The sequence below is a fragment of the Enterobacter soli ATCC BAA-2102 genome (genome assembly GCF_001654845.1).
Classification (GTDB): Bacteria; Pseudomonadota; Gammaproteobacteria; order Enterobacterales; family Enterobacteriaceae; genus Enterobacter; species Enterobacter soli.
This window is the reverse complement of record NZ_LXES01000014.1, coordinates 23230-46294: the sequence shown is the minus strand read 5'-3', so window position 1 is coordinate 46294 and position 23065 is coordinate 23230. Positions and strand designations below refer to the sequence as shown.

At 55.5% G+C, this 23065-nt stretch carries 22 protein-coding genes; 16 read left to right on the top strand and 6 right to left on the bottom strand.

The features are described 5' to 3' along the window. The first annotated feature begins 189 nt into the window (after positions 1-189). A complete protein-coding gene (gene cyaA, locus M987_RS04885; RefSeq protein WP_014072279.1) occupies positions 190-2733 on the top strand; it encodes a class I adenylate cyclase in 2544 nt (847 codons plus the stop codon). Positions 2734-2824: 91 nt separating this feature from the next. Here cyaA and cyaY read toward each other — a convergent pair whose 3' ends face one another. Then, on the bottom strand, positions 2825-3145 hold the full coding sequence (gene cyaY, locus M987_RS04880; protein ID WP_014072278.1) for an iron donor protein CyaY: 321 nt from the start codon (positions 3143-3145) through the stop codon (positions 2825-2827). 135 nt (positions 3146-3280) lie between these two features. Here cyaY and lptM point away from each other — a divergent pair, with 135 nt between their 5' ends. From lptM to corA, 8 genes are all read left to right on the top strand, one after another. Then, entirely contained in the window at positions 3281-3484 is a 204-nt protein-coding gene (lptM, locus tag M987_RS04875; protein ID WP_014072277.1) for an LPS translocon maturation chaperone LptM, read from the top strand. Between the two features lie 35 nt (positions 3485-3519). Beyond that, complete coding sequence (dapF, locus tag M987_RS04870; protein ID WP_014072276.1) at positions 3520-4344, top strand: diaminopimelate epimerase; 825 nt, start codon at positions 3520-3522, stop codon at positions 4342-4344. Beyond that, complete coding sequence (locus M987_RS04865) at positions 4341-5048, top strand: DUF484 domain-containing protein (protein WP_014072275.1); 708 nt, start codon at positions 4341-4343, stop codon at positions 5046-5048. The genes dapF and M987_RS04865 overlap by 4 nt, the downstream gene beginning before the upstream one ends. After that, on the top strand, positions 5045-5947 hold the full coding sequence (xerC, locus tag M987_RS04860) for a tyrosine recombinase XerC (protein WP_014072274.1): 903 nt from the start codon (positions 5045-5047) through the stop codon (positions 5945-5947). The genes M987_RS04865 and xerC overlap by 4 nt, the downstream gene beginning before the upstream one ends. Then, positions 5947-6663: a 5-amino-6-(5-phospho-D-ribitylamino)uracil phosphatase YigB gene (gene yigB / locus M987_RS04855; protein WP_014072273.1), complete on the top strand. Its 717-nt coding sequence runs from the start codon at positions 5947-5949 to the stop codon at positions 6661-6663. Before xerC ends, yigB begins: the two co-directional genes overlap by 1 nt. An 80-nt stretch (positions 6664-6743) precedes the next feature. After that, positions 6744-8906 (top strand): DNA helicase II, encoded by a 2163-nt coding sequence (uvrD, locus tag M987_RS04850; RefSeq protein WP_014072272.1) that lies wholly within the window; start codon positions 6744-6746, stop codon positions 8904-8906. Further along, positions 8867-9112 carry a YsgD/CorL family protein gene (gene ysgD, locus M987_RS25255; protein ID WP_080562846.1) on the top strand — a complete coding sequence of 82 codons (246 nt, stop codon included), beginning with the start codon at positions 8867-8869 and terminating at the stop codon, positions 9110-9112. The genes uvrD and ysgD overlap by 40 nt, the downstream gene beginning before the upstream one ends. A gap of 150 nt (positions 9113-9262) precedes the next feature. Then, positions 9263-10213 (top strand): magnesium/cobalt transporter CorA, encoded by a 951-nt coding sequence (corA, locus tag M987_RS04845; RefSeq protein WP_014072271.1) that lies wholly within the window; start codon positions 9263-9265, stop codon positions 10211-10213. An 83-nt stretch (positions 10214-10296) separates the two neighbouring features. Here corA and rarD read toward each other — a convergent pair whose 3' ends face one another. Both rarD and yigI read right to left on the bottom strand, forming a co-directional pair. Continuing rightward, on the bottom strand, positions 10297-11193 hold the full coding sequence (gene rarD / locus M987_RS04840) for an EamA family transporter RarD (protein WP_014072270.1): 897 nt from the start codon (positions 11191-11193) through the stop codon (positions 10297-10299). A gap of 51 nt (positions 11194-11244) precedes the next feature. After that, positions 11245-11712 carry an acyl-CoA thioesterase YigI gene (gene yigI, locus M987_RS04835; protein ID WP_014072269.1) on the bottom strand — a complete coding sequence of 156 codons (468 nt, stop codon included), beginning with the start codon at positions 11710-11712 and terminating at the stop codon, positions 11245-11247. A 162-nt stretch (positions 11713-11874) separates the two neighbouring features. Here yigI and pldA point away from each other — a divergent pair, with 162 nt between their 5' ends. The 3 genes from pldA (at position 11875) to rhtC (ending at position 15346) form a co-directional block, all read left to right on the top strand. Then, positions 11875-12744, top strand: a complete 870-nt coding sequence (gene pldA, locus M987_RS04830) for a phospholipase A (protein WP_014072268.1) — start codon at positions 11875-11877, stop codon at positions 12742-12744. A gap of 90 nt (positions 12745-12834) precedes the next feature. Further along, positions 12835-14664 carry an ATP-dependent DNA helicase RecQ gene (gene recQ, locus M987_RS04825; RefSeq protein WP_041162155.1) on the top strand — a complete coding sequence of 610 codons (1830 nt, stop codon included), beginning with the start codon at positions 12835-12837 and terminating at the stop codon, positions 14662-14664. A 61-nt stretch (positions 14665-14725) separates the two neighbouring features. Continuing rightward, the gene (gene rhtC, locus M987_RS04820; RefSeq protein WP_014072266.1) at positions 14726-15346 is read left to right on the top strand and encodes a threonine export protein RhtC; all 621 of its coding nucleotides are present in this window, start codon (positions 14726-14728) and stop codon (positions 15344-15346) included. On the opposite strand, the gene rhtB is transcribed toward rhtC, so the two are convergent. Then, positions 15343-15963, bottom strand: coding sequence for a homoserine/homoserine lactone efflux protein (gene rhtB, locus M987_RS04815; RefSeq protein WP_014072265.1), 621 nt, complete (start codon positions 15961-15963; stop codon positions 15343-15345). The genes rhtC and rhtB overlap by 4 nt on opposite strands. 109 nt (positions 15964-16072) lie before the next feature. Here rhtB and pldB point away from each other — a divergent pair, with 109 nt between their 5' ends. The 3 genes from pldB (at position 16073) to M987_RS04800 (ending at position 18873) form a co-directional block, all read left to right on the top strand. Next, complete coding sequence (gene pldB, locus M987_RS04810) at positions 16073-17065, top strand: lysophospholipase L2 (RefSeq protein ID WP_014072264.1); 993 nt, start codon at positions 16073-16075, stop codon at positions 17063-17065. Positions 17066-17090: 25 nt separating this feature from the next. Further along, a complete protein-coding gene (yigL, locus tag M987_RS04805; protein ID WP_014072263.1) occupies positions 17091-17891 on the top strand; it encodes a sugar/pyridoxal phosphate phosphatase YigL in 801 nt (266 codons plus the stop codon). Between the two features lie 82 nt (positions 17892-17973). Further along, the gene (locus tag M987_RS04800; RefSeq protein ID WP_014072262.1) at positions 17974-18873 is read left to right on the top strand and encodes a carboxylate/amino acid/amine transporter; all 900 of its coding nucleotides are present in this window, start codon (positions 17974-17976) and stop codon (positions 18871-18873) included. Here M987_RS04800 and metR read toward each other — a convergent pair. After that, positions 18761-19714 (bottom strand): HTH-type transcriptional regulator MetR, encoded by a 954-nt coding sequence (gene metR / locus M987_RS04795; RefSeq protein ID WP_014072261.1) that lies wholly within the window; start codon positions 19712-19714, stop codon positions 18761-18763. The two genes, M987_RS04800 and metR, sit on opposite strands and share 113 nt — an antisense overlap. A 236-nt stretch (positions 19715-19950) precedes the next feature. Here metR and metE point away from each other — a divergent pair, with 236 nt between their 5' ends. Next, entirely contained in the window at positions 19951-22212 is a 2262-nt protein-coding gene (metE, locus tag M987_RS04790) for a 5-methyltetrahydropteroyltriglutamate--homocysteine S-methyltransferase (protein WP_014072260.1), read from the top strand. A 14-nt stretch (positions 22213-22226) separates the two neighbouring features. Here the strand turns inward: metE and M987_RS04785 are convergent, their stop codons facing one another. Then, positions 22227-23063, bottom strand: coding sequence for a PRD domain-containing protein (locus M987_RS04785; RefSeq protein WP_014072259.1), 837 nt, complete (start codon positions 23061-23063; stop codon positions 22227-22229). Positions 23064-23065: the final 2 nt, after the last annotated feature.

Sequence of the window (23065 nt, the reverse complement as noted above, 5' to 3'; positions counted from 1 at the left end):
TAGCGCAACTTTCTTTACGGTCAATCGGCAAGGTGTTAAATTGATCACGTTTTAGACCATTTTTTCGTCGCTACTACCATAAAGATAAGGGCGAAAAAGGGTAACGGTTATCTTTTTGAAATACTGCGGGCTCGCCATTGTTCGATTTATGAATGGTTTGCGACACCCGGAAACATCAGGCGATACGTCTTGTACCTCTATATTGAGACTCTGAAACAGAGACTGGATGCCATAAATCAACTGCGTGTGGATCGCGCGCTTGCTGCCATGGGACCTGCTTTCCAACAGGTTTACAGTCTGCTGCCGACATTATTGCACTATCACCATCCGCTGATGCCGGGTTACCTCGACGGTAACGTTCCCCAGGGCATTTGCCTTTTCACGCCTGATGAAACCCAACAGCACTATCTGAACGAGCTGGAACTCTATCGAGGGATGCCGCCGCAGGAATCACCGAAAGGTGAGCTGCCAATCACTGGCGTTTACTCCATGGGAAGTACCTCATCGGTAGGGCAAAGCTGTTCCTCAGATCTGGATATCTGGGTCTGCCATCAATCCTGGCTCGATAACGAAGAACGCCAGCTGTTGCAGCGTAAATGCAGCCTGCTGGAAAGCTGGGCGGCATCGCTCGGCGTGGAAGTGAGCTTCTTCCTGATTGATGAAAACCGTTTCCGTCATAACGAAAGCGGCAGTCTGGGTGGTGAAGACTGCGGCTCGACGCAGCACATATTGTTGCTGGATGAATTTTACCGTACTGCCGTTCGTCTGGCCGGTAAGCGTATTCTGTGGAATATGGTGCCGTGCGAAGAAGAAGAGCATTACGACGATTACGTCATGTCGCTGTATGCGCAGGGCGTACTGACGCCAAACGAATGGCTGGATCTGGGCGGCCTGAGCTCCCTGTCGGCCGAAGAGTACTTTGGCGCGAGCCTGTGGCAGCTGTATAAAAGTATCGATTCCCCGTACAAAGCGGTGCTGAAGACGTTGCTGCTTGAAGCCTATTCCTGGGAATACCCAACGCCGCGCCTGCTGGCGAAAGATATCAAACAGCGTCTGCACGATGGCGAGATTGTCTCCTTCGGGCTTGATGCCTACTGCATGATGCTGGAACGCGTCACCGAATACCTGAAAGCCATTGATGACACCACGCGTCTTGACCTGGTGCGTCGATGTTTCTATCTCAAGGTTTGTGAAAAACTGAGCCGCGAACGCGCCTGCGTTGGCTGGCGTCGTGAAGTGGTCAGTCAGTTAGTTAAAGAGTGGGGATGGGACGAAGAACGTCTGTCTATGCTCGACAACCGCGCCAACTGGAAAATCGATCAGGTGCGTGAAGCGCACAACGAACTGCTCGATGCGATGATGCAAAGCTACCGTAATCTTATCCGCTTTGCGCGCCGTAATAACCTCAGCGTATCGGCCAGCCCGCAGGATATCGGGGTGTTAACCCGTAAACTGTATGCCGCGTTCGAAGCGCTGCCGGGTAAAGTCACGCTGGTTAACCCGCAGATTTCACCTGACCTGTCTGAACCAAATCTGACCTTTATCTATGTGCCGCCGGGCCGCGCGAACCGCACCGGATGGTATCTGTACAACCGTGCGCCAAGCATGGATTCGATCATCAGCCATCAGCCGCTGGAATATAACCGCTACCTGAACAAGCTGGTGGCCTGGGCCTGGTTTAACGGCCTGCTGACTTCACGCACCCGGTTGTTTATTAAAGGCAACGAGGTCGTCGATTTAGCGAAGTTGCAGGAGATGGTCGCTGACGTTTCGCACCACTTCCCGCTGCGCTTGCCTGCGCCAACGCCGAAAGCGCTCTACAGCCCGTGTGAGATCCGTCATCTGGCAATTATCGTCAACCTGGAATACGACCCGACGGCGGCCTTCCGCAATCAGGTGGTCCATTTTGACTTCCGCAAGCTGGATGTCTTTAGCTTTGGCGAGCAGCAAAACTGCCTGGTTGGCAGCGTTGACCTGCTGTATCGCAACTCGTGGAACGAAGTGCGTACCCTGCATTTCAACGGTGAGCAGGCGATGATCGAAGCGCTGAAAACCATTCTCGGTAAGATGCACCAGGATGCTGCGCCACCTGACAGCGTGGAAGTGTTCTGCTACAGCCAGCATCTGCGCGGTTTGATCCGTACCCGCGTACAGCAGCTGGTTTCTGAGTGTATTGAGCTGCGTCTTTCCAGTACCCGCCAGGAAACCGGGCGCTTTAAAGCGCTGCGCGTCTCCGGCCAGACCTGGGGCTTGTTCTTTGAACGCCTGAACGTGTCGGTACAGAAACTGGAAAACGCCATCGAGTTTTACGGCGCGATTTCGCACAACAAGCTGCATGGCCTGTCCGTGCAGGTGGAAACCAACCACGTCAAACTGCCGCAGGTGGTGGATGGTTTTGCCAGCGAAGGGATTATTCAGTTCTTCTTCGAAGAGTCGGGTGATGATGCCGGTTTCAACATCTATATTCTGGATGAAACCAACCGTGCCGAGGTTTATCACCACTGTGAAGGCAGCAAAGAAGAGCTGGTGCGCGATGTCAGCCGCTTCTACTCGTCGTCTCACGACCGCTTCACCTACGGCTCCAGCTTTATCAACTTCAACCTGCCGCAGTTCTACCAGATTGTGAATGTTGATGGCCGCGTGCAGGTGATCCCGTTCCGTACGCAGGCCGTCACGCCTGTAGCGCCTGCAAATCAGGATACCGCGCCGCTGTTGCAGCAGTATTTCTCCTGATGCTGTTCGCCGGGTGGCGCTCACGCTTACCCGGCCTACGGCCCGAGCTGTTGTAGGCCCGGTAAGGCGTAGCCGCCACCGGGCAACAAAACTACCTGAAACTCACTTCCTCGCCTGCCTGCGCAGTCGCTGCCTGTTCCAGCAGATCCCAGAACGTTTCATCGCTACGGTCGCAAACCCATTCGCCCTCTTTGAGATCGAAATGGTAGCCGCCCTGCTTGGCTGCCAGCCAGACCTGGTGAAGTGGCTCCTGACGGTTAATAATAATTTTGCTGCCATTTTCGAAGCTTAGGGTCAGGATACCGCCGTTGATTTCACAATCGATATCGCTGTCGCCCTCCCAGTCGTCAAGACGCTCTTCGATGGTCATCCACAGGTTGTCGGCAAGGCGATGAAATTCACTGTCGTTCATGGTTTTGTTCCTGTTTTTCGTGATGGCGGCAGTATAACGCTAAATAATTCCCGTTGCAGGAAAGCGGCAAACTCTTGCTTTTGTGTCTTCTCCTGCGATGATAGAAACAGATTTGAACTTACGGGCAACTTTATAATGAAAAACGTTTTCCGAACGCTTGCCGTTCTCATCACGCTGTTTAGCCTGACTGGCTGCGGGCTGAAGGGACCACTGTACTTCCCGCCAGCGGATAAAACCGCGCCACCGCCGACGAAACCGGCACCAAGCACCATCGAGTCCTCTTCGCCGGATACTAACGATCGCGGTGATAATGGCGGCCCGACTCAGGTTAATCTCTGATAATTACGTTCTGTACCCGCGCAATGGAGCAAATGATGCAGTTCTCTAAAATGCATGGCCTTGGCAACGATTTTATGGTCGTCGACGCGGTAACGCAGAATGTCTTTTTCTCACCAGAACTGATCCGCCGCCTGGCGGATCGACATCTGGGCGTAGGGTTTGATCAGCTGCTGGTGGTTGAGCCACCCTACGATCCTGACCTCGATTTTCACTATCGCATTTTTAACGCCGACGGTAGCGAAGTGTCGCAGTGTGGTAACGGCGCGCGCTGTTTTGCCCGCTTTGTTCGCCTGAAAGGGCTGACCAACAAGCGTGATATTCGCGTGAGCACGGCAAACGGACGCATGATCCTGAGCGTCACCGACGATGAGCTGGTGCGTGTGAATATGGGCGAGCCAAACTTTGAGCCATCCGCGGTGCCGTTTCGCGCTAACAAAGCGGAAAAGACCTATATTATGCGTGCGGCCGAGCAGACAGTATTGTGCGGCGTTGTCTCTATGGGCAACCCACACTGCGTGATTCAGGTCGATAATGTTGATACCGCCGCAGTAGAAACGCTGGGTCCAGTGCTGGAAAGCCACGAGCGTTTCCCGGAGCGTGCAAATATCGGCTTTATGCAGGTGGTAAAACGCGAACATATCCGTCTGCGTGTTTACGAGCGCGGTGCGGGTGAAACCCAGGCCTGCGGAAGCGGCGCCTGTGCGGCAGTTGCCGTCGGTATCTCTCAGGGATTACTGGCGGAAGAGGTTCGCGTGGAGTTACCAGGTGGTCGCCTTGATATCGCCTGGAAAGGACCGGGTCATCCACTGTATATGACTGGCCCGGCGGCACATGTCTATGACGGGTTTATCCATCTATGAAACAACCAGGGGAAGAACTTCAGGCATCAGAAACGGAACTGGACGACAGAGCTGTTATTGATTACCTGCTGCGCAATCCTGAGTTTTTTATCCGTAATGCACGCGTTGTCGAACAGATGCGCGTGCCCCATCCGGTGCGTGAATCGGTGTCGCTGGTCGAATGGCACATGGCACGCTCGCGTAACCATATCAATCAGCTCGAAGAGAACATGACGCTGTTAATGGAACAGGCAAGTAACAACGAAAGCCTGTTCTATCGCTTGCTGCATTTGCAGGCGCGTCTGGCCTCGGCGCACAGCCTTGACGAGTTTCTCAGCCGCTTCCATCGCTGGGCGCGTGAACTGGGGCTGGCAGGCGCAACGCTCCGCCTCTTCCCTGACCGCTGGCGCATCGGCGCGCCCTCCGGTTTTACTCATCTGGCACTAAACCGTCAGGCGTTTGAACCGCTGCGCATTCAGCGTCTTGGCCACGAGAACCACTATCTTGGGCCGCTGAACGGACCTGAGCTGCTGGTGGTGTTGCCAGAGGCCAAAGCCATTGGTTCGGTGGCGATGTCGCTGATGGGGCGCGATGGCGATTTAGGCGTGATGTTGTTCACCAGCCGTGATGCGCACCACTATGAGCAAGGGCAGGGGACACACCTGTTGCAGGAGCTGGCGCTCATGCTGCCTGAGCTACTGGAGCGCTGGATTGAACGGGTATGACGGACGTACTGCTCTCGACTGACGTCACGCGCTTCCTGCGTTATCTGGGCGTTGAGCGTCAGCTAAGCCCGATTACGCTGCTCAACTATCAGCGTCAGCTTGATGCCATCATGCAGATTGCCGAAGAAATCGGCCTGAAAAGCTGGCAACAATGTGACGCTGCTACCGTGCGAGCCTTTGTGGTGCGTAGCCGCCGCAAGGGGCTAAGCCCGGCAAGCCTGGCGCTCAGGCTTTCTGCGCTGCGCAGTTTCTTCGACTGGCTGGTCAGCCAGGGCGGCCTGAAAGCCAATCCGGCGAAAGGGATCGCCACGCCAAAAGCCCCGCGTCATCTGCCCAAGAATATCGATGTAGACGATGTAAACCGCCTGCTGGATATCGATCTTAACGATCCGCTGGCCGTGCGCGATCGTGCCATGCTGGAGGTGATGTACGGTGCGGGGCTGCGTCTTTCTGAGCTGGTGAACCTCGATTTAAAACATCTCGATCTTGATACCGGTGAAGTGTGGGTGATGGGTAAAGGCAGCAAAGAGCGCCGCTTACCGATTGGCCGCAATGCGGTGTCCTGGATTGAGCACTGGCTGGATCTGCGCGGGTTGTTTGGCGCAGAGGAAAACGCCCTGTTTTTATCGAAGCTCGGCAAGCGCATTTCGGCGCGAAACGTGCAGAAACGCTTTGCGGAGTGGGGCATCAAGCAAGGGCTGAACAGCCATGTTCACCCACACAAGCTGCGCCACTCTTTTGCCACCCACATGCTTGAATCGAGCGGTGATTTACGCGGCGTGCAGGAGCTGTTAGGTCACGCCAACTTATCGACCACTCAAATCTATACCCACCTTGATTTTCAACACCTTGCCTCGGTGTACGATGCGGCGCATCCACGCGCCAAACGGGGGAAATAATGCGTTTTTACCGACCATTAGGTCAGATTTCAGCCCTGACGTTTGACCTTGATGACACCCTTTATGACAACCACCCGGTTATCTTGCGCACTGAGCAAGAGTCCCTGGCGTTTGTACAGAACTACCACCCAGCCCTGAAAGAGATGCAGAACAAAGACTTCCAGCGTCTGCGTCAGGCGCTGCGGGAAACCGAGCCGGATATTTATCACGATGTCTCTGAATGGCGTCGCCGTGCGGTGGAGCAGGCGATGCTAAATGTCGGCATGAGTGCGCACGATGCGGCCATCGGTGCCGAAGCGGCGATGGAAAACTTCGCAAAATGGCGTAGCCGCATCGATGTGCCGCAGGAAACCCACGACACCCTGAAAGCGCTGGCTGAAAAGTGGCCGCTGGTGGCGATCACCAACGGCAATGCGCAGCCTGAACTCTTTGGTCTTGGCGACTATTTTGAATTCGTGCTGCGTGCAGGCCCGGATGGGCGCTCTAAGCCTTTCAACGATATGTACCACCTGGCAGCGGAAAAACTCGACCTGCCGACAGGCAAGATCCTGCACGTGGGCGATGATCTGACTACGGACGTTGCCGGGGCGATCCGCTGCGGGATGCAGGCGTGCTGGATCAAGCCAGAAAAGGCCGATCTGATGCAGACCCAGGACAGCCGGCTGCTGCCACACATAGAAATTTCGCGGTTGGCATCCCTCACCACGCTGATATAATCACCAGTAATATTGTATAAATTACCAGGGTTTTGGCGAATGCATGACGTTCGCCTGCCCGACATGACCTGGCGGTGCCAATGGACGTTTCCTACCTTCTCGACAGCCTTAATGACAAACAGCGTGACGCGGTTGCCGCATCGCGAACTAACCTGCTGGTTCTGGCTGGGGCGGGCAGTGGTAAGACGCGCGTCCTGGTGCACCGTATCGCGTGGCTGCAAAGCGTAGAAAACTGCTCACCGTATTCCATTATGGCGGTGACGTTTACCAACAAAGCAGCGGCAGAGATGCGTCACCGCATCGCGCAGCTGATGGGCACAAGCCAGGGCGGTATGTGGGTAGGCACTTTCCACGGTCTGGCGCACCGTTTGCTGCGCGCGCACCATATGGATGCTAACCTGCCGCAGGACTTCCAGATCCTCGACAGTGAAGACCAGCTCCGTTTGCTGAAACGCCTGATCAAGGCGATGAACCTTGATGAGAAACAGTGGCCGCCGCGTCAGGCCATGTGGTACATCAACGGTCAAAAAGACGAAGGGCTGCGCCCGCATCATATTCAGAGCTTCGGCAACCCGGTCGAGCAGACCTGGCAGAACGTGTATAAGGCCTACCAGGAGGCCTGCGATCGCGCCGGTCTGGTGGACTTTGCCGAACTGCTGCTGCGCGCCCACGAGCTGTGGCTGAACAAGCCGCATATTCTCCAGCATTACCGTGAACGTTTTACCAATATCCTGGTGGACGAATTCCAGGATACCAACAACATTCAGTATGCCTGGATCCGGATGCTGGCTGGCGATACCGGCAAGGTGATGATCGTGGGCGATGATGACCAGTCTATCTACGGCTGGCGTGGGGCGCAGGTGGAAAACATCCAGCGCTTCCTCAACGACTTCCCGGGCGCAGAAACCATCCGTCTGGAACAGAACTACCGTTCGACCAGCAACATTCTGAGCGCGGCGAACGCCCTGATTGAAAACAACAACGGGCGTCTGGGCAAAAAGCTGTGGACCGATGGCGTCGATGGCGAGCCCATCTCCCTCTACTGTGCTTTTAACGAACTCGATGAAGCGCGCTTTGTGGTTAACCGCATCAAAACCTGGCAGGACAACGGCGGCGCGCTGGAGCAGTGTGCCATCCTCTATCGCAGCAACGCCCAGTCGCGTGTGCTGGAAGAGGCGTTGTTGCAGGTGAGTATGCCGTACCGGATTTATGGCGGGATGCGCTTCTTCGAACGCCAGGAAATTAAAGATGCGCTCTCGTATCTGCGTCTGATGGCCAACCGCAACGACGACGCGGCCTTCGAGCGCGTGGTGAATACCCCAACGCGCGGCATTGGTGACAGAACGCTGGACGTGGTGCGTCAGGCATCGCGCGATCGCCAGCTCACGCTTTGGCAGGCTTGCCGCGAGCTGTTGCAGGAAAAAGCCCTCGCCGGACGTGCGGCCAGCGCGTTGCAGCGCTTCCTTGAGCTGATTGACGCCCTCGCGCAGGAAACGGCAGATATGCCGCTGCATGTGCAGACTGACCGGGTTATCAAAGATTCCGGTCTGTGGATGATGTACGAGCAGGAAAAAGGCGAGAAGGGTCAGACCCGTATTGAGAACTTAGAGGAACTGGTCACGGCAACGCGCCAGTTCAGCTACAACGAAGAAGATGAAGATCTGATGCCGCTTCAGGCATTCCTCTCCCACGCCGCGCTGGAAGCCGGTGAAGGGCAGGCGGATACCTGGCAGGATGCGGTGCAGCTGATGACCCTGCACTCTGCCAAAGGGCTGGAGTTCCCGCAGGTGTTTATTGTCGGGATGGAAGAGGGGATGTTCCCGAGCCAGATGTCGCTGGATGAAGGCGGACGTCTGGAAGAGGAACGCCGTCTGGCATACGTGGGGGTCACCCGCGCGATGCAAAAACTGACGTTAACCTACGCCGAAACCCGCCGTCTGTATGGCAAAGAGGTTTATCACCGTCCATCGCGCTTTATCGGCGAACTGCCGGAAGAGTGTGTGGAAGAGGTACGTCTGCGCGCCAGTGTCAGCCGTCCTGTCAGCCATCAGCGCATGGGGACGCCGATGTCGGAAAACGACACCGGTTATAAGTTGGGCCAGCGCGTGCGCCATGCGAAATTTGGTGAAGGCACCATTGTGAACCTTGAAGGCAGCGGCGAGCACAGCCGGTTGCAGGTGGCATTCCAGGGGCAGGGGATCAAATGGCTGGTGGCGGCCTACGCCCGACTGGAAACTGTGTAACTTTCAGAAAAATATCATTATTTTGTAATAATCTGCTAGCCTTATACGTTGAAGGTCAATTAATGCCCTTCAGCGTTTCGTTGCGTGTTGACGCCACAGTTACTGCTGGCGTAACATGCGCGCACGATTACGCTAAGAGGACATTCGCCTTGGACACACCCAGTAGATACTGGCTCAATTCCCTGTCAACCAGGAACAACTCCTAAGGCTATCTCCTCTTGCTGATGGCCTTAGTGGTTGTCAGCGACTGCATTATTCCCGTCGCGCTGAGTCAGGCTGTTTAATGGTCTGAAACCCAATTTGTTTCTGTGTGCCCACCGAACTGTCCGATATTTTTTGCATTGGGAGTCCCGGTCATGTTGAGCGCATTTCAACTCGAAAATAACCGACTGACTCGGCTTGAAGCCGAAGAGTCGCAGCCCCTCATTGATGCAGTATGGGTGGATCTGGTCGAGCCGGACGACGATGAACGCCTTCGCGTACAATCTGAGCTGGGGCAAAGCCTGGCAACCCGTCCAGAACTGGAAGACATCGAAGCATCGGCCCGTTTTTTTGAAGACGAAGACGGCCTGCACATCCACTCCTTCTTCTTCTTTGAAGATGCCGAAGATCACGCCGGTAACTCCACCGTGGCATTTACCATCCGCGATGGTCGCCTGTTTACCCTGCGTGAGCGTGAATTACCTGCGTTTCGTCTCTACCGAATGCGCGCCCGTAGCCAGGCAATGGTCGACGGAAACGCCTATGAGCTGCTGCTCGATCTGTTTGAAACCAAAATCGAACAACTGGCGGATGAGATTGAAAACATCTACAGCGATCTGGAAAAGCTCAGCCGCGTGATCATGGAAGGCCATCAGGGTGATGAGTATGACGAAGCCCTTTCCACGCTGGCGGAGCTGGAGGATATCGGCTGGAAGGTGCGTTTGTGTCTGATGGATACCCAGCGTGCGCTGAACTTCCTGGTGCGTAAAGCGCGTCTGCCGGGTGGTCAGCTGGAACAGGCGCGTGAGATCCTGCGCGATATCGAATCCCTGCTGCCGCACAACGAATCCCTGTTCCAGAAAGTTAACTTCCTGATGCAGGCGGCAATGGGCTTTATCAATATCGAGCAGAACCGCATCATCAAGATCTTCTCGGTGGTATCTGTGGTGTTCCTGCCACCTACGCTTGTGGCATCAAGCTACGGGATGAACTTTGAGTTTATGCCGGAGCTGCGCTGGAGCTTTGGTTACCCGGGGGCGATTATCTTTATGATCCTCGCCGGGCTTGCGCCGTATCTGTACTTTAAGCGTCGTAACTGGCTGTAAAAATCAGGCGGGTGGCGCTGAGCTTACCCGCCCTACGATCGAATTCCCTCTCCCTGTGGGAGAGGGTTAGGGTGAGGGCAACATCACAGCCCTTTGCGCACCCTGCGCTGGGTATAAATCGCATCCGCGACGAATACCGCCAGTGCGACCCAGATAAACGCGAAGGTTACCATCTTATCTGCGCCCGGCACTTCGCCGTAAAACACCACTGCCAGCAGGAACATCAGCGTTGGGCCAATGTACTGGAAGAAGCCCAGCGTAGAGAGGCGCAGACGCGTTGCCGCACCGGTAAAGCACAGCAGCGGGATGGTTGTCACCACACCTGCGGCCATCAGCATCAGATTCAGTGACCACGGGTTGCTGCCCATATGGCTGGTGGCGCTGTCGGCAATACCAAACAGATAAATCGCGGCCACGGGCAGCAGCCACAGGGTTTCGAACAACATGCCGGTTTGCGCTTCAACGGCGATTTTCTTACGCACCAGCCCGTAAAACGCAAAGCTGAACGCCAGCCCCAGGGCAATAACCGGCAGCGAGCCAAAGGTCCACAGCTGCACCAGCACGCCGCAGAACGCCAGAATGACCGCCAGCCACTGCATACGGCGGAAGCGTTCGCCGAGGAAAATCATCCCCAGCACAATGTTCACCAGCGGGTTAATAAAATACCCGAGGCTCGCTTCGAGCATATGATGGTTATTCACCGCCCAGATGAACAGCAGCCAGTTGCCGCCAATCAGCACCGCAGAGAGCGCCAGCAGGAAGACCTTCTTTGGGGTTTTTAGCAGCGTTTTGACGCCTGACCACTGACGGCTGATGCTCATCAGGGCAATCATAAAGAAGAAGGACCAGATTACGCGGTGAGTGAGGATCTCGTCAGCCGGTACATAAGCGATAAGCTTGAAGTACGCCGGAGCAACACCCCAAATAAAATAAGCGGCCAGAGCGAGTAACACGCCCTGCCGCGTCTGTTTAGCATCCATCGGGAAAATCCGTTACAAAAAAGTGAACTAACTTTACCCGATTTTGCGGCATCAACCCACCATATAAGTGGCGGTTGCGCTGGCGATATACACCTGTTCTTCGTTGTGCAGTTCGACACGGGCGACGGCGACTTTGTTGCCTGCGCGCAACAGGCTGCTGGTACAGGTAAAGCGATTTCCCCGGCCAGGGCGCAGATAGTCAACACGTAAATCGATGGTACCCATGCGCGATAAACGCTGGCGCAATTCGTCTTCGTTGATCGTGTCGTGACGCGTCAGCGTACTGCCCACGCAGACCAGCCCCGCCGCTACATCCAGTGCAGAAGCAATCACCCCGCCATGCAAAATGCTTTGCGCCCAGTTGCCCACCATCATCGGCTGATTATTGAAGCTGAGCTGGGCAAAGTCTTTCTCGTAGCGTTCCAGTTCCAGCCCCAGCGCGCGGTTAAACGGCATGTGGTAAACAAAGATCTCGCCCACGAGTTTTAAAGCTTCTTCAGCGGTTAGCGTGGCTGACATGAGAAATGACGTCCTTATTGTTAATAAAATGTTGATTTTATGCCTCAACAATAAGGAATTCCACTTTCAGAAACGAGGAGGCGGAAGTTAGTGCGGAAGTCTGTAGAATGTCCGCCATAAAACTATTCATGAAATCTCAATATTTGCAGGAGAACACCACCGATGCGGACGTATCTGGGTTGGTTACTGGCGGCGGTTGCGCTGCCCCTCACAGCATATGCGCAGGAAGCGACAGTTAATGAAGTACACGATACGCCAGCCGTTCGCGGCAGCATTATCGCTAACTTACTTCAGGAGCATGACAATCCGTTCACGCTCTACCCGTATGACACCAACTATTTGCTCTATACCTGGACCAGCGATATCAACAAAGAGGCGATTAAGTCTTATAGCTGGTCCGATAATGCGCGCAAAGATGAGGTGAAGTACCAGCTCAGCCTGGCATTTCCGTTCTGGCGCGGTATCTTAGGGCCAAACTCGGTGCTGGGTGCTTCTTATACGCAAAAATCCTGGTGGCAGCTTTCAAACAGCGGCGAGTCCTCGCCGTTTCGTGAAACCAACTATGAGCCGCAGCTGTTCCTCGGGTTTGCAACGGATTACGAATTTGCCGGCTGGACGCTGCGCGATGTGGAGATGGGCTTTAACCATGACTCCAATGGCCGCGCTGACCCAACTTCGCGCAGCTGGAACCGTGTTTATACCCGACTGATGGCGCAAAACGGCAACTGGATGGTAGAAGTTAAGCCGTGGTACGTGGTGGGTGCCACGGACGACAACCCAGATATCACCAAATACATGGGTTACTACCAGCTCAAAATTGGCTACCAGTTAGGCGATGCGGTGCTGAGCGCGAAAGGGCAGTACAACTGGAATACCGGCTACGGCGGCGCGGAAGTGGGCCTGAGCTATCCGGTGAGCAAACATGTGCGTCTTTATACGCAGGTATACAGTGGTTACGGCGAGTCACTTATCGATTATAACTTCAATCAAACCCGCGTCGGTGTGGGCGTGATGCTGAATGATATTTTCTAGGCCGCTCGAATGTTTTTGCGTTAAACGTTGAAGTTTCTCTCTCAGGCGCTGAAAATAGCGCCTGTTTTATTTCTGGCAAATGGGGTTAACGTGGCGCAGGCGGAAGTATTGAATCAGGAATCGCTGGCTAAACAGGTTCTGCACGAAACCTTTGGCTACCAGCAGTTCCGCCCTGGCCAGGAAACCATCATCGACACCGTACTGGGCGGTCGCGACTGCCTGGTGGTGATGCCGACCGGCGGCGGGAAATCGCTCTGTTATCAGGTTCCCGCGCTGGTGCTGAACGGCCTGACGGTCGTGGTTTCACCGCTTATCTCACTGATGAAAGACCAGGTGGATCAGCTGCTTGCCAACGGCGTCGCGGCGGCCTGTCTTAACTCCACGCAAACCCGTGAGCAGCAACTTGAGGTCATGGCGGGTTGCCGTACCGGGCAGATCCGCTTGCTGTACATTGCGCCTGAACGCCTGATGCTGGATAACTTCCTTGAACATCTGGCGCACTGGAACCCGGTGCTGCTGGCGGTGGATGAAGCGCACTGTATCTCCCAGTGGGGACACGATTTCCGCCCGGAATACGCGGCCCTCGGTCAACTGCGTCAGCGTTTCCCCGAGCTGCCGTTTATGGCGCTTACCGCGACGGCTGATGACACCACCCGGCTGGATATTGTTCGTCTGCTGGGGCTGAACGATCCCTTTATTCAGGTCAGCAGCTTCGACCGCCCAAACATCCGCTACATGCTGATGGAAAAATTCAAGCCGCTGGATCAGCTCTTACGCTACGTGCAGGAGCAGCGCGGCAAGTCTGGCATCATTTACTGCAACAGCCGCGCAAAAGTGGAAGACACTGCCGCGCGTCTGCAAAACCGTGGCTTTAGCGCGGCGGCGTATCATGCCGGGTTAGAAAACCACATCCGTGCTGACGTGCAGGAGAAATTCCAGCGCGATGACCTGCAAATCGTGGTCGCCACGGTGGCATTCGGGATGGGGATCAATAAACCCAACGTGCGCTTTGTGGTGCACTTCGACATCCCGCGCAATATTGAGTCTTACTACCAGGAAACCGGCCGTGCCGGGCGTGATGGCCTGCCTGCGGAAGCGATGCTGTTTTACGATCCGGCGGATATGGCCTGGCTGCGCCGCTGCCTGGAAGAGAAGCCGCAGGGGCAATTACAGGATATCGAACGCCACAAGCTCAACGCGATGGGGGCTTTTGCTGAAGCGCAAACCTGTCGTCGTCTGGTGCTGCTCAACTATTTTGGCGAAGGGCGCCAGGAGTCCTGCGGCAACTGCGATATCTGCCTTGACCCGCCAAAACAGTACGATGGCCTGATGGATGCGCGTAAGGCGCTCTCGACTATCTATCGCGTGAATCAGCGCTTCGGGATGGGTTATGTGGTGGAAGTGCTGCGTGGCGCGAACAACCAGCGTATTCGCGATATGGGCCACGACAAGCTGCCCGTTTACGGAATCGGCAAAGACCAGAGTCACGAGCACTGGGTCAGTATTATCCGCCAGCTTATTCATCTGGGGTTTGCCACCCAGAATATTGCCCAGCACTCTGCGCTTCAGCTCACCGAAGCGGCGCGCCCGGTGCTGCGCGGTGATGTCGAACTGAAACTCGCCGTTCCGCGCGTTATCGCCCTCAAGCCGCGTGTGATGCAGAAATCCTACGGCGGCAACTACGACCGCAAGCTGTTTGCCAAACTGCGCAAGCTGCGTAAAGCCATCGCGGATGAAGAGAATATCCCGCCATACGTGGTTTTCAACGACGCGACGCTGATTGAGATGGCCGAACAGATGCCGCTCAGCGCCAGTGAGATGCTCAGCGTTAACGGCGTTGGTACGCGTAAGCTCGAGCGCTTTGGTAAGGAGTTTATGGCACTCATTCGTTCTCACGCCGACGGTGATGATGAGGAGTAGTCAGCCGGGCTAAAAAGTGCCAGGATGGTGACTCACTAAATTATTTCCCCGCGAGTTAATTATGTTAATGCTATTTCTCACCGTGGCGTTAGTGCACATTGTTGCCCTGATGAGCCCGGGCCCTGACTTTTTCTTCGTGTCACAAACTGCCGTCAGCCGCTCCCGCAAAGAGGCGATGATGGGCGTGCTCGGTATTACCATGGGCGTTATGGTCTGGGCGGCAGTGGCGCTGCTGGGCCTGAACCTGATCCTCGCGAAGATGGCCTGGCTGCATAACATCATTATGGTCGGTGGTGGCCTGTATCTGTGCTGGATGGGTTACCAGATGCTGCGCGGGGCGCTGAAGAAAGAAGAGAAAAAGCCGGAAGAGCCAAAAGTTGAGCTGGCAACCGGTGGCCGCAGCTTTGTGAAAGGGCTGCTGACTAACCTGGCAAACCCGAAAGCGATTATCTATTTCGGCTCCGTGTTCTCCCTGTTTGTGGGCGATAGCGTGGGCGCGGGTGCGCGTTGGGGTATCTTCCTGCTGATCGTCGTTGAGACGTTTGCCTGGTTTACTATTGTGGCGAGCCTGTTCGCCTTACCGGCGATGCGTCGTGGGTATCAGCGCGTTGCGAAGTGGATTGACGGCTTTGCCGGTGCGTTGTTCACCGGCTTCGGCATTCATCTCATCATTTCTCGCTAAGCATGACGCGCTGACGCAAGCAGCGCGCCAACCAGCATAAACAGCGAACCAAATACTTTATTCAGGACCTTCATCTGTTTAGGCCCTTTAATCCACGCCGCAATCCGCTGCGCCAGCGTCGCATAACCAATCATCACAATGATATCGACAATGATGGTGGTCGCCCCGAGCACCACGTACTGCATCACCTGTGGCTGATGCGGCACGATAAACTGCGGGAACAGGGCAGCAAGGAAGACGATACTTTTCGGGTTTGTCAGGTTAACAAACACGGCGCGCTTAAACAGACGGCCACGCGTTTGCGCCTGCGCAAGGGTGTTCAGGTTGATGGAGCCTGCCGCACGCCACTGCTGAATGCCAAGCCAAATCAGGTACGCTGCACCGGCCCATTTCAGCACTTCGAACGCCAGCACCGAGCGGGAGAACAGGGTACCCAGGCCGATACCGACCAGCACAATGTGAATGCCCAGCCCGGTCTGCAAACCGGCAATTGATGCTGCCGCACCACGATAGCCGTGGTTGATGGAGGTGGTCATGGTGTTAATCGCGCCAGAGCCCGGTGAAAGGCTGAGGATGATGGATGTCAGCAGGTAAGCGAACCACCACTCGAAGGTCATTTGAAACTCCCGAATCGTCTGTTTTTATGCCACAATACGCTATTGTTGAGTCATTTTGTGACCTGTCACGAAAAAACGATATTCCTTGGCTTACAGGGGTGGAAACCCGATGTTTCAGCAGAAAAAGGATTGGGAAACTCGAGAAAACGCATTTGCTGCTTTCTCTATGGGCCCGCTTACCGAGTTCTGGCGTCAGCGTGAAGAGGCCGGATTTACCGGAGTGGGCAATGTTCCTGTACGCTTCGTCCGTTTTCGGGCTGAAAAAAACGATCGGGTCATTGTGGTTTGCCCGGGTCGTATAGAGAGTTACGTCAAATATGCCGAGCTGGCATATGACCTTTTCCACATGGGTTTTGACGTGCTGATTATTGACCATCGCGGCCAGGGGCTTTCCGGGCGAATGCTGTCGGACACGCACCGTGGTCACGTGGATAATTTCAGCGATTATGTCGACGATCTTGCGGCATTCTGGCAGCAGGAAGTGCAGCCCGGCCCCTGGCGAAAACGCTATATTCTCGCGCATTCAATGGGCGGTGCCATTGCCACGCTGTTCTTGCAGCGCCATTCGCATCAGTGTGATGCCATTGCGCTCAGCGCGCCCATGTTTGGCATCGTGATGCGTTTTCCTGACTGGATGGTACGCCATATTCTCGACTGGGCTGAGGGCCATCAGCGTATTCGGGAAGGTTATGCTATCGGAACCGGTCGCTGGCGGGCGCTGCCGTATACGATGAACGTGCTGACTCATAGCCGACAACGGTACCGTCGTAACCTGCGTTTTTATGCCGATGAACCGCGTTTACGCGTTGGCGGCCCCACCTATCACTGGGTACGGGAAGGCATTCTTGCCGGTGAGCAGGCGCTGGCGGGCGCTGGCGATGACAACACACCGACATTATTGCTTCAGGCCGAAGAAGAACGTGTGGTTGATAACCGTATGCACGACCGCTTTTGTGAACTGCGTGCCGCCGCCGGTCACCCTTGTGAAGGGGGTAAACCGCTGGTCATAAACGGCGCGTACCATGAGATCCTTTTCGAAAAGGACGCCATGCGCTCAGTCGCGCTTAACGCCATTGTCGAATTTTTCGACAGGCATAACTGATTTTCTATTGAGGTTAAATTTCCCTATGTACCAGGTTGTTGCATCTGACTTAGATGGCACGCTGCTTTCCCCCGATCACACCTTATCGCCTTTTGCGAAAGAAACCCTGAAGCTCCTGACTGCCCGTGGCGTAAACTTCGTGTTTGCCACCGGTCGCCACCACGTGGACGTGGGGCAGATCCGCGATAACCTGGACATCAAAGCCTACATGATCACCTCCAATGGTGCGCGCGTACACGACACCGATGGCAACCTGATTTTCACGCATAACCTTGACCGGGATATCGCCACCGATCTGTTCGGCGTGGTGCACAATAACCCGGACATCGTGACCAACGTGTATCGCGATGATGAGTGGTTTATGAACCGCCATCGCCCGGACGAAATGCGTTTCTTCAAAGAAGCAGTATTCAACTACACCCTGTATGAGCCAGGCCTGCTCGAGCCGGAAGGGATCAGCAAGGTGTTCTTCACCTGTGAAAGCCATGAAGAGTTACTGCCGCTGGAGCAGGCGATCAACGCCCGCTGGGGTGACCGTGTTAACGTTAGCTTCTCTACGCTAACCTGCCTGGAAGTGATGGCCGGTGGCGTGTCGAAAGGTCACGCGCTGGAAGCGGTGGCACAACGTATGGGCTTTGAACTGAAAGACTGCATCGCCTTCGGCGACGGCATGAACGATGCGGAAATGCTCTCGATGGCGGGTAAAGGCTGCATCATGGAGAACGCACACCAGCGTCTGAAGGATCTGCACCCGGAACTGGAAGTGATCGGTTCTAATGCCGACAACGCCGTGCCGAAATATCTTCGCAAGCTGTTCCTTGAATAATCTTCATTTGGTTATTTATTGCTCAGTTGTCAACTGAAGAGTTCGCTACAATGCCTGTCCTTCTTTCAGAGAGACAAGCATTGTGGCGCTACTCATTATCACCACTATTCTGTGGGCCTTCTCCTTTAGCCTGATTGGCGAATATCTTGCGGGTTCGGTGGACAGCTATTTCTCAGTGCTGATGCGCGTGGGGCTGGCGGCGCTGGTATTCCTGCCATTTCTGCGTACGCGTGGGCAAACGTTGAAAACCATTCTGCTGTACATGCTGGTGGGGGCAATGCAGCTCGGCATCATGTATCTGTTCAGCTTCCGCGCTTACGTGTACCTGTCGGTATCCGAATTCCTGCTGTTCACCGTGCTCACACCGCTCTATATCACGCTGATTTACGATCTGCTGAGTAAGCGTCGCCTGCGCTGGGGCTACGCGCTGAGCGCGCTGTTGGCGGTTGTCGGCGCGGCGATCATTCGCTACGACAAAGTGAGCGACCACTTCTGGACCGGCCTGATGTTTGTGCAGCTGGCGAATATCAGCTTCGCCATCGGTATGGTGGGTTACAAACGCCTGATGGAAACCCGCCCGATGCCGCAGCATAACGCCTTTGCCTGGTTCTATATGGGGGCGGCAATTGTTGCCGTGGCGGCGTGGTTTATGCTCGGCAACCCGCAAAAACTGCCGACCACTTCCGTGCAGTGGGGCGTTTTGGTCTGGCTGGGTGTAGTGGCATCCGGACTGGGATACTTCATGTGGAACTACGGCGCTACACAAGTAGACGCCGGTACGCTGGGGATCATGAACAACGTGCATGTGCCTGCGGGTCTGCTGGTCAACCTGGCTATCTGGCAGGAGCAACCGCACTGGCCGAGCTTTATTATTGGGGGAACGGTGATCCTGGCTTCGTTGTGGGTACATCGCCGTTGGGTCGCTCCGCGCTCCGCACAAACGGAAGATGGTCGCAAGCATGGTTCCGCGCTGAGCGAATAAACGCTTCTGTAATCGGTTGACGCTGCTCGCCATCGCGCACGGCAGCGTAAAGCCGGCTCCACAGTCCTTCACCCAGGGTTTTGGTCACCACCAGGCCCTGGCGTTCAAAACTCTCTACCACCCAGTGCGGCAGCGCCGCGATGCCCATTCTGGCGGCAACCATCTGAATTAACAGCAAGGTGTTATCCACGCTTTTCAGCTGCGGGTTGATGCCTGCCGGTTGCAGGAAGTGACGCCAGATATCCAGGCGACTGCGTTGCACCGGGTAAATCAGCAGCGTTTCCGTGGCCAGATCTTCCGGCGTGACGCGCGTTTTAGCGGCCAGCGGATGATCCGGTGCCAGCACCAGGCGCACTTCATAATCAAACATTGGCGAATAGTGCAGGCCGCTGCGCGGCAGGATGTCTGAAGTCATAACCAGATCCAGCTCGCCCTGCTGGAGAGAGGGCTGTGGGTCAAATGTCACGCCGGATTTAAAGTCCATCTCCACCTGCGGCCACTTCTGGCGGAAGTTCTCAAGCGCGGGGGTCAGCCACTGAATACAGCTATGACATTCAATCGCGATGCGCAATTTCGTCTGCTGCGGCTCGTTGCAGGACTGCAACGCACTGGCAATTTGCGGCAGCACCTGATTCGCCAGTTGCAGCAAAATCTCACCCTGCGGAGTAAAGCGCAGCGGCTGACTCTTACGCACAAAAAGACGGAAGCCGAGGCGTTGTTCCAGATCGCTGAACTGGTGTGAAAGGGCGGACTGAGTCTGGTGCAGCGTGGCCGCAGCCGCTGCGAGAGAACCGCAGTTCCGCAACGCTTGTAGCGTTTTCAGGTGTTTTATCTCGATCATGAAAGTCCTTCACTTCGGCATGAACATTTTGCGCTTGAGGAATATACAGTAACTGCCAATTATGGATGTGTAAACATCTGGACGGCTAAAATCCTTCGTCTTTTAAATTTATGGTGCGTTGGCTGCGTTTACTCACCCTGGTCACTTACTCCTGTAAGCTCCCGGGGATGAGCACACTTGCCGCCTTTCCTAAATTCAAAATCAAAAGGATTTACAATTAATTAGAGGAAGAAAACATGACAATCCGCAATCACACACTCGGTTTCCCTCGCGTTGGTCTGCGTCGCGAACTGAAAAAAGCGCAAGAAAGCTACTGGGCAGGAAACTCCACCCGTGAAGAGCTGCTGGCCGTAGGCCGTGAGCTGCGCGCCCGTCACTGGGATCAGCAAAAGCAGGCGGGCATTGACCTGCTGCCGGTGGGCGATTTCGCCTGGTACGACCATGTTCTGACTACCAGCTTGCTGCTTGGCAACGTGCCGGCTCGTCATCAGAACAGCGATGGATCGGTCGATCTCGACACCCTGTTCCGTATCGGCCGTGGCCGTGCGCCAAGCGGTGAGCCTGCGGCAGCAGCGGAAATGACCAAGTGGTTTAACACGAACTATCACTACATGGTGCCGGAATTTGTCAAAGGCCAGCAGTTCAAACTGACCTGGACGCAGCTGCTGGATGAAGTGGACGAAGCGCTGGCGCTGGGTCACAAGGTGAAGCCTGTGCTGCTTGGCCCGGTCACCTACCTGTGGCTGGGTAAAGTGAAAGGCGAGCAGTTTGATCGCCTGAGCCTGCTGAACGACATCCTGCCGGTTTACCAGCAAGTGCTGGCGGAGCTGGCAAAACGCGGTATCGAGTGGGTGCAAATCGACGAACCTGCGCTGGTACTGGAGCTTACACCGGAGTGGCTGAACGCCTTCAAACCCGCGTATGACGCGCTCACAGGAAAGGTAAAGCTGCTGCTAACCACCTATTTTGAAGGGGTAACCCAGAACCTCGACACTATCACTGCGCTGCCGGTACAGGGCCTGCACGTTGATCTGGTCCACGGTAAGGATGATGTGGCGGAGCTGCACAAACGCCTGCCTGCTGACTGGCTGCTCTCGGCTGGCCTGGTGAATGGCCGTAACGTCTGGCGTGCTGATTTGACGGAAAAATATGCCCAGGTTAACGCGATCGTGGGTAAACGAGATCTGTGGGTGGCCTCTTCCTGTTCACTGCTGCACAGCCCAATCGACCTGAGTGTTGAAACGCGTCTGGATGACGAAGTGAAGAGCTGGTTTGCGTTCGCCCTGCAAAAATGTGAAGAGCTGGCGCTGTTGCTCGATGCCCTGAACAGCGGCGACACGGCTGCCATTAGCGAATGGAGCGCACCGATTCAGGCGCGCCGCCATTCGACTCGCGTGCATAACGCGGCAGTGGAAAAACGTCTTGCGGCCATCACTGCTCAGGACAGCCAGCGTCAGAGCGCCTATGCAGTGCGTGCCGAAGCCCAGCGTGCCCGTTTTAACCTGCCAGCATGGCCGACAACCACCATCGGTTCATTCCCGCAGACCACGGAAATCCGCGGCCTGCGTCTGGACTTCAAAAAGGGCAACCTGGATGCGAACAACTACCGTACTGGCATCGCCGAACACATCAAGCAGGCGATTGTGGAGCAAGAACGTTTAGGTCTGGACGTGCTGGTACACGGTGAAGCCGAACGCAACGACATGGTGGAATACTTTGGTGAGCATCTGGACGGGTTTGTCTTTACCCAGAACGGCTGGGTGCAGAGCTACGGCTCCCGCTGCGTGAAGCCGCCAGTGGTAATCGGCGATGTCAGCCGCCCGGAAGCGATCACCGTTGAGTGGGCGAAGTACGCCCAGTCCCTGACCGACAAACCCGTCAAAGGCATGTTGACCGGCCCGGTGACGATCCTCTGCTGGTCTTTCCCGCGTGAAGACGTGACCCGTGAAACTATCGCGAAGCAGATTGCGCTGGCGCTGCGTGATGAAGTGGCGGACCTGGAAGCGGCAGGCATTGGCATTATCCAGATCGACGAACCGGCTCTGCGTGAAGGTTTACCGCTACGTCGCAGCGACTGGGATGCCTATCTGGCGTGGGGCGTAGAGGCGTTTCGCATCAACGCTGCCGTCGCAAAGGACGACACCCAGATCCACACACACATGTGTTACTGCGAATTTAACGACATCATGGATTCCATCGCCGCGCTGGACGCCGATGTGATCACTATTGAGACGTCACGTTCAGACATGGAACTGCTGGAGTCCTTCGAGGAGTTTGAATACCCGAACGAAATCGGGCCGGGTGTTTACGACATTCACTCCCCTAACGTACCGAGCGTGGAATGGATTGAAGCGCTGTTGCAGAAAGCCGCGCAGCGTATCCCGGCAGAGCGTCTGTGGGTAAACCCGGACTGCGGCCTGAAAACCCGCGGCTGGCCAGAAACCCGCGCCGCTCTGGCGAACATGGTGAAGGCGGCGCAGAACCTGCGTCAGGGTTAACTCCTGCGCACGTTTTACGCCACCCCATCCATCAGGCGGCTAATATGAATGCTTAACCATGTCAGCTCATCTTTCGGTAAGGTGAGCTGATATTTATCCTGCACATAGTCGCGGATCACCCACGCCACGGTCATCGCATCCGGGCGGTGGCGCATCAGCTCCTGATAAAAATCCTCGGTTTCACTCAGCGCAATCTTCCCCGCCAGCACCCGCTCTGCAAAGTAACGCAGATGAGTAATAAAGCGCATGTAGTTCACTGACTGCGTATCAATGGCCTTGCCGAGTTTATAGCGCACGATTTCGGCAATACGGTTCACCAGCTCAACCTGCTGGTGGGCGCTGCTGTCATCATCCTGACTGCTGGCGTTGATCAGATGAAAGGCGATATTCACTGCTTCGTCTTCCGGTAGCTCAACGTCAAACTTACTGTTCACCTGCGCCCGCGCCAGCAACCCCACGCCGTACTCCTGGGGGTAGTAGCGCTTCACTTCCCAACTGAGCTTATTATGGATGAGTTGCCCGCTGCGGCTGCGCTCCACGGCAAAGTGCAGGTGTTCTGCGAGCGTGAAGAGCAGCACCGAATTGAGCCTGTCCCCGCACTGACTGCGTGCCAGGGTAAGAATGTCGTGGCTGATATCGAAGAACGCCGCAGGAATGGTGTCCGTCAACGATAAAAAATGGCGGGATTTGAGGTCGCTCAGCGGCAGGAAAACTTTCTCTACCTGTGCGAGATCGATGTTGGTGCCGGGTTTTGCGCCAAAGCCGATCCCCTTACCGAACAGGATCATCTCCCGCTGGTCGTTGTCGACCAGCAGCATACTGTTATTAAGCGATTTTTTTATCGTTATCACGG

Bases quoted from the DNA above. Each gene is read 5' to 3' on its own strand.
- cyaY (WP_014072278.1), bottom strand. From the start codon at position 3,145: ATGAACGACAGTGAATTTCATCGCCTTGCCGACAACCTGTGGATGACC.
- lptM (WP_014072277.1), top strand. From the start codon at position 3,281: ATGAAAAACGTTTTCCGAACGCTTGCCGTTCTCATCACGCTGTTTAGC.
- dapF (WP_014072276.1), top strand. From the start codon at position 3,520: ATGCAGTTCTCTAAAATGCATGGCCTTGGCAACGATTTTATGGTCGTC.
- M987_RS04865 (WP_014072275.1), top strand. From the start codon at position 4,341: ATGAAACAACCAGGGGAAGAACTTCAGGCATCAGAAACGGAACTGGAC.
- xerC (WP_014072274.1), top strand. From the start codon at position 5,045: ATGACGGACGTACTGCTCTCGACTGACGTCACGCGCTTCCTGCGTTAT.
- yigB (WP_014072273.1), top strand. From the start codon at position 5,947: ATGCGTTTTTACCGACCATTAGGTCAGATTTCAGCCCTGACGTTTGAC.
- uvrD (WP_014072272.1), top strand. From the start codon at position 6,744: ATGGACGTTTCCTACCTTCTCGACAGCCTTAATGACAAACAGCGTGAC.
- ysgD (WP_080562846.1), top strand. From the start codon at position 8,867: ATGGCTGGTGGCGGCCTACGCCCGACTGGAAACTGTGTAACTTTCAGA.
- corA (WP_014072271.1), top strand. From the start codon at position 9,263: ATGTTGAGCGCATTTCAACTCGAAAATAACCGACTGACTCGGCTTGAA.
- rarD (WP_014072270.1), bottom strand. From the start codon at position 11,193: ATGGATGCTAAACAGACGCGGCAGGGCGTGTTACTCGCTCTGGCCGCT.
- yigI (WP_014072269.1), bottom strand. From the start codon at position 11,712: ATGTCAGCCACGCTAACCGCTGAAGAAGCTTTAAAACTCGTGGGCGAG.
- pldA (WP_014072268.1), top strand. From the start codon at position 11,875: ATGCGGACGTATCTGGGTTGGTTACTGGCGGCGGTTGCGCTGCCCCTC.
- rhtC (WP_014072266.1), top strand. From the start codon at position 14,726: ATGTTAATGCTATTTCTCACCGTGGCGTTAGTGCACATTGTTGCCCTG.
- rhtB (WP_014072265.1), bottom strand. From the start codon at position 15,963: ATGACCTTCGAGTGGTGGTTCGCTTACCTGCTGACATCCATCATCCTC.
- pldB (WP_014072264.1), top strand. From the start codon at position 16,073: ATGTTTCAGCAGAAAAAGGATTGGGAAACTCGAGAAAACGCATTTGCT.
- yigL (WP_014072263.1), top strand. From the start codon at position 17,091: ATGTACCAGGTTGTTGCATCTGACTTAGATGGCACGCTGCTTTCCCCC.
- metR (WP_014072261.1), bottom strand. From the start codon at position 19,714: ATGATCGAGATAAAACACCTGAAAACGCTACAAGCGTTGCGGAACTGC.
- metE (WP_014072260.1), top strand. From the start codon at position 19,951: ATGACAATCCGCAATCACACACTCGGTTTCCCTCGCGTTGGTCTGCGT.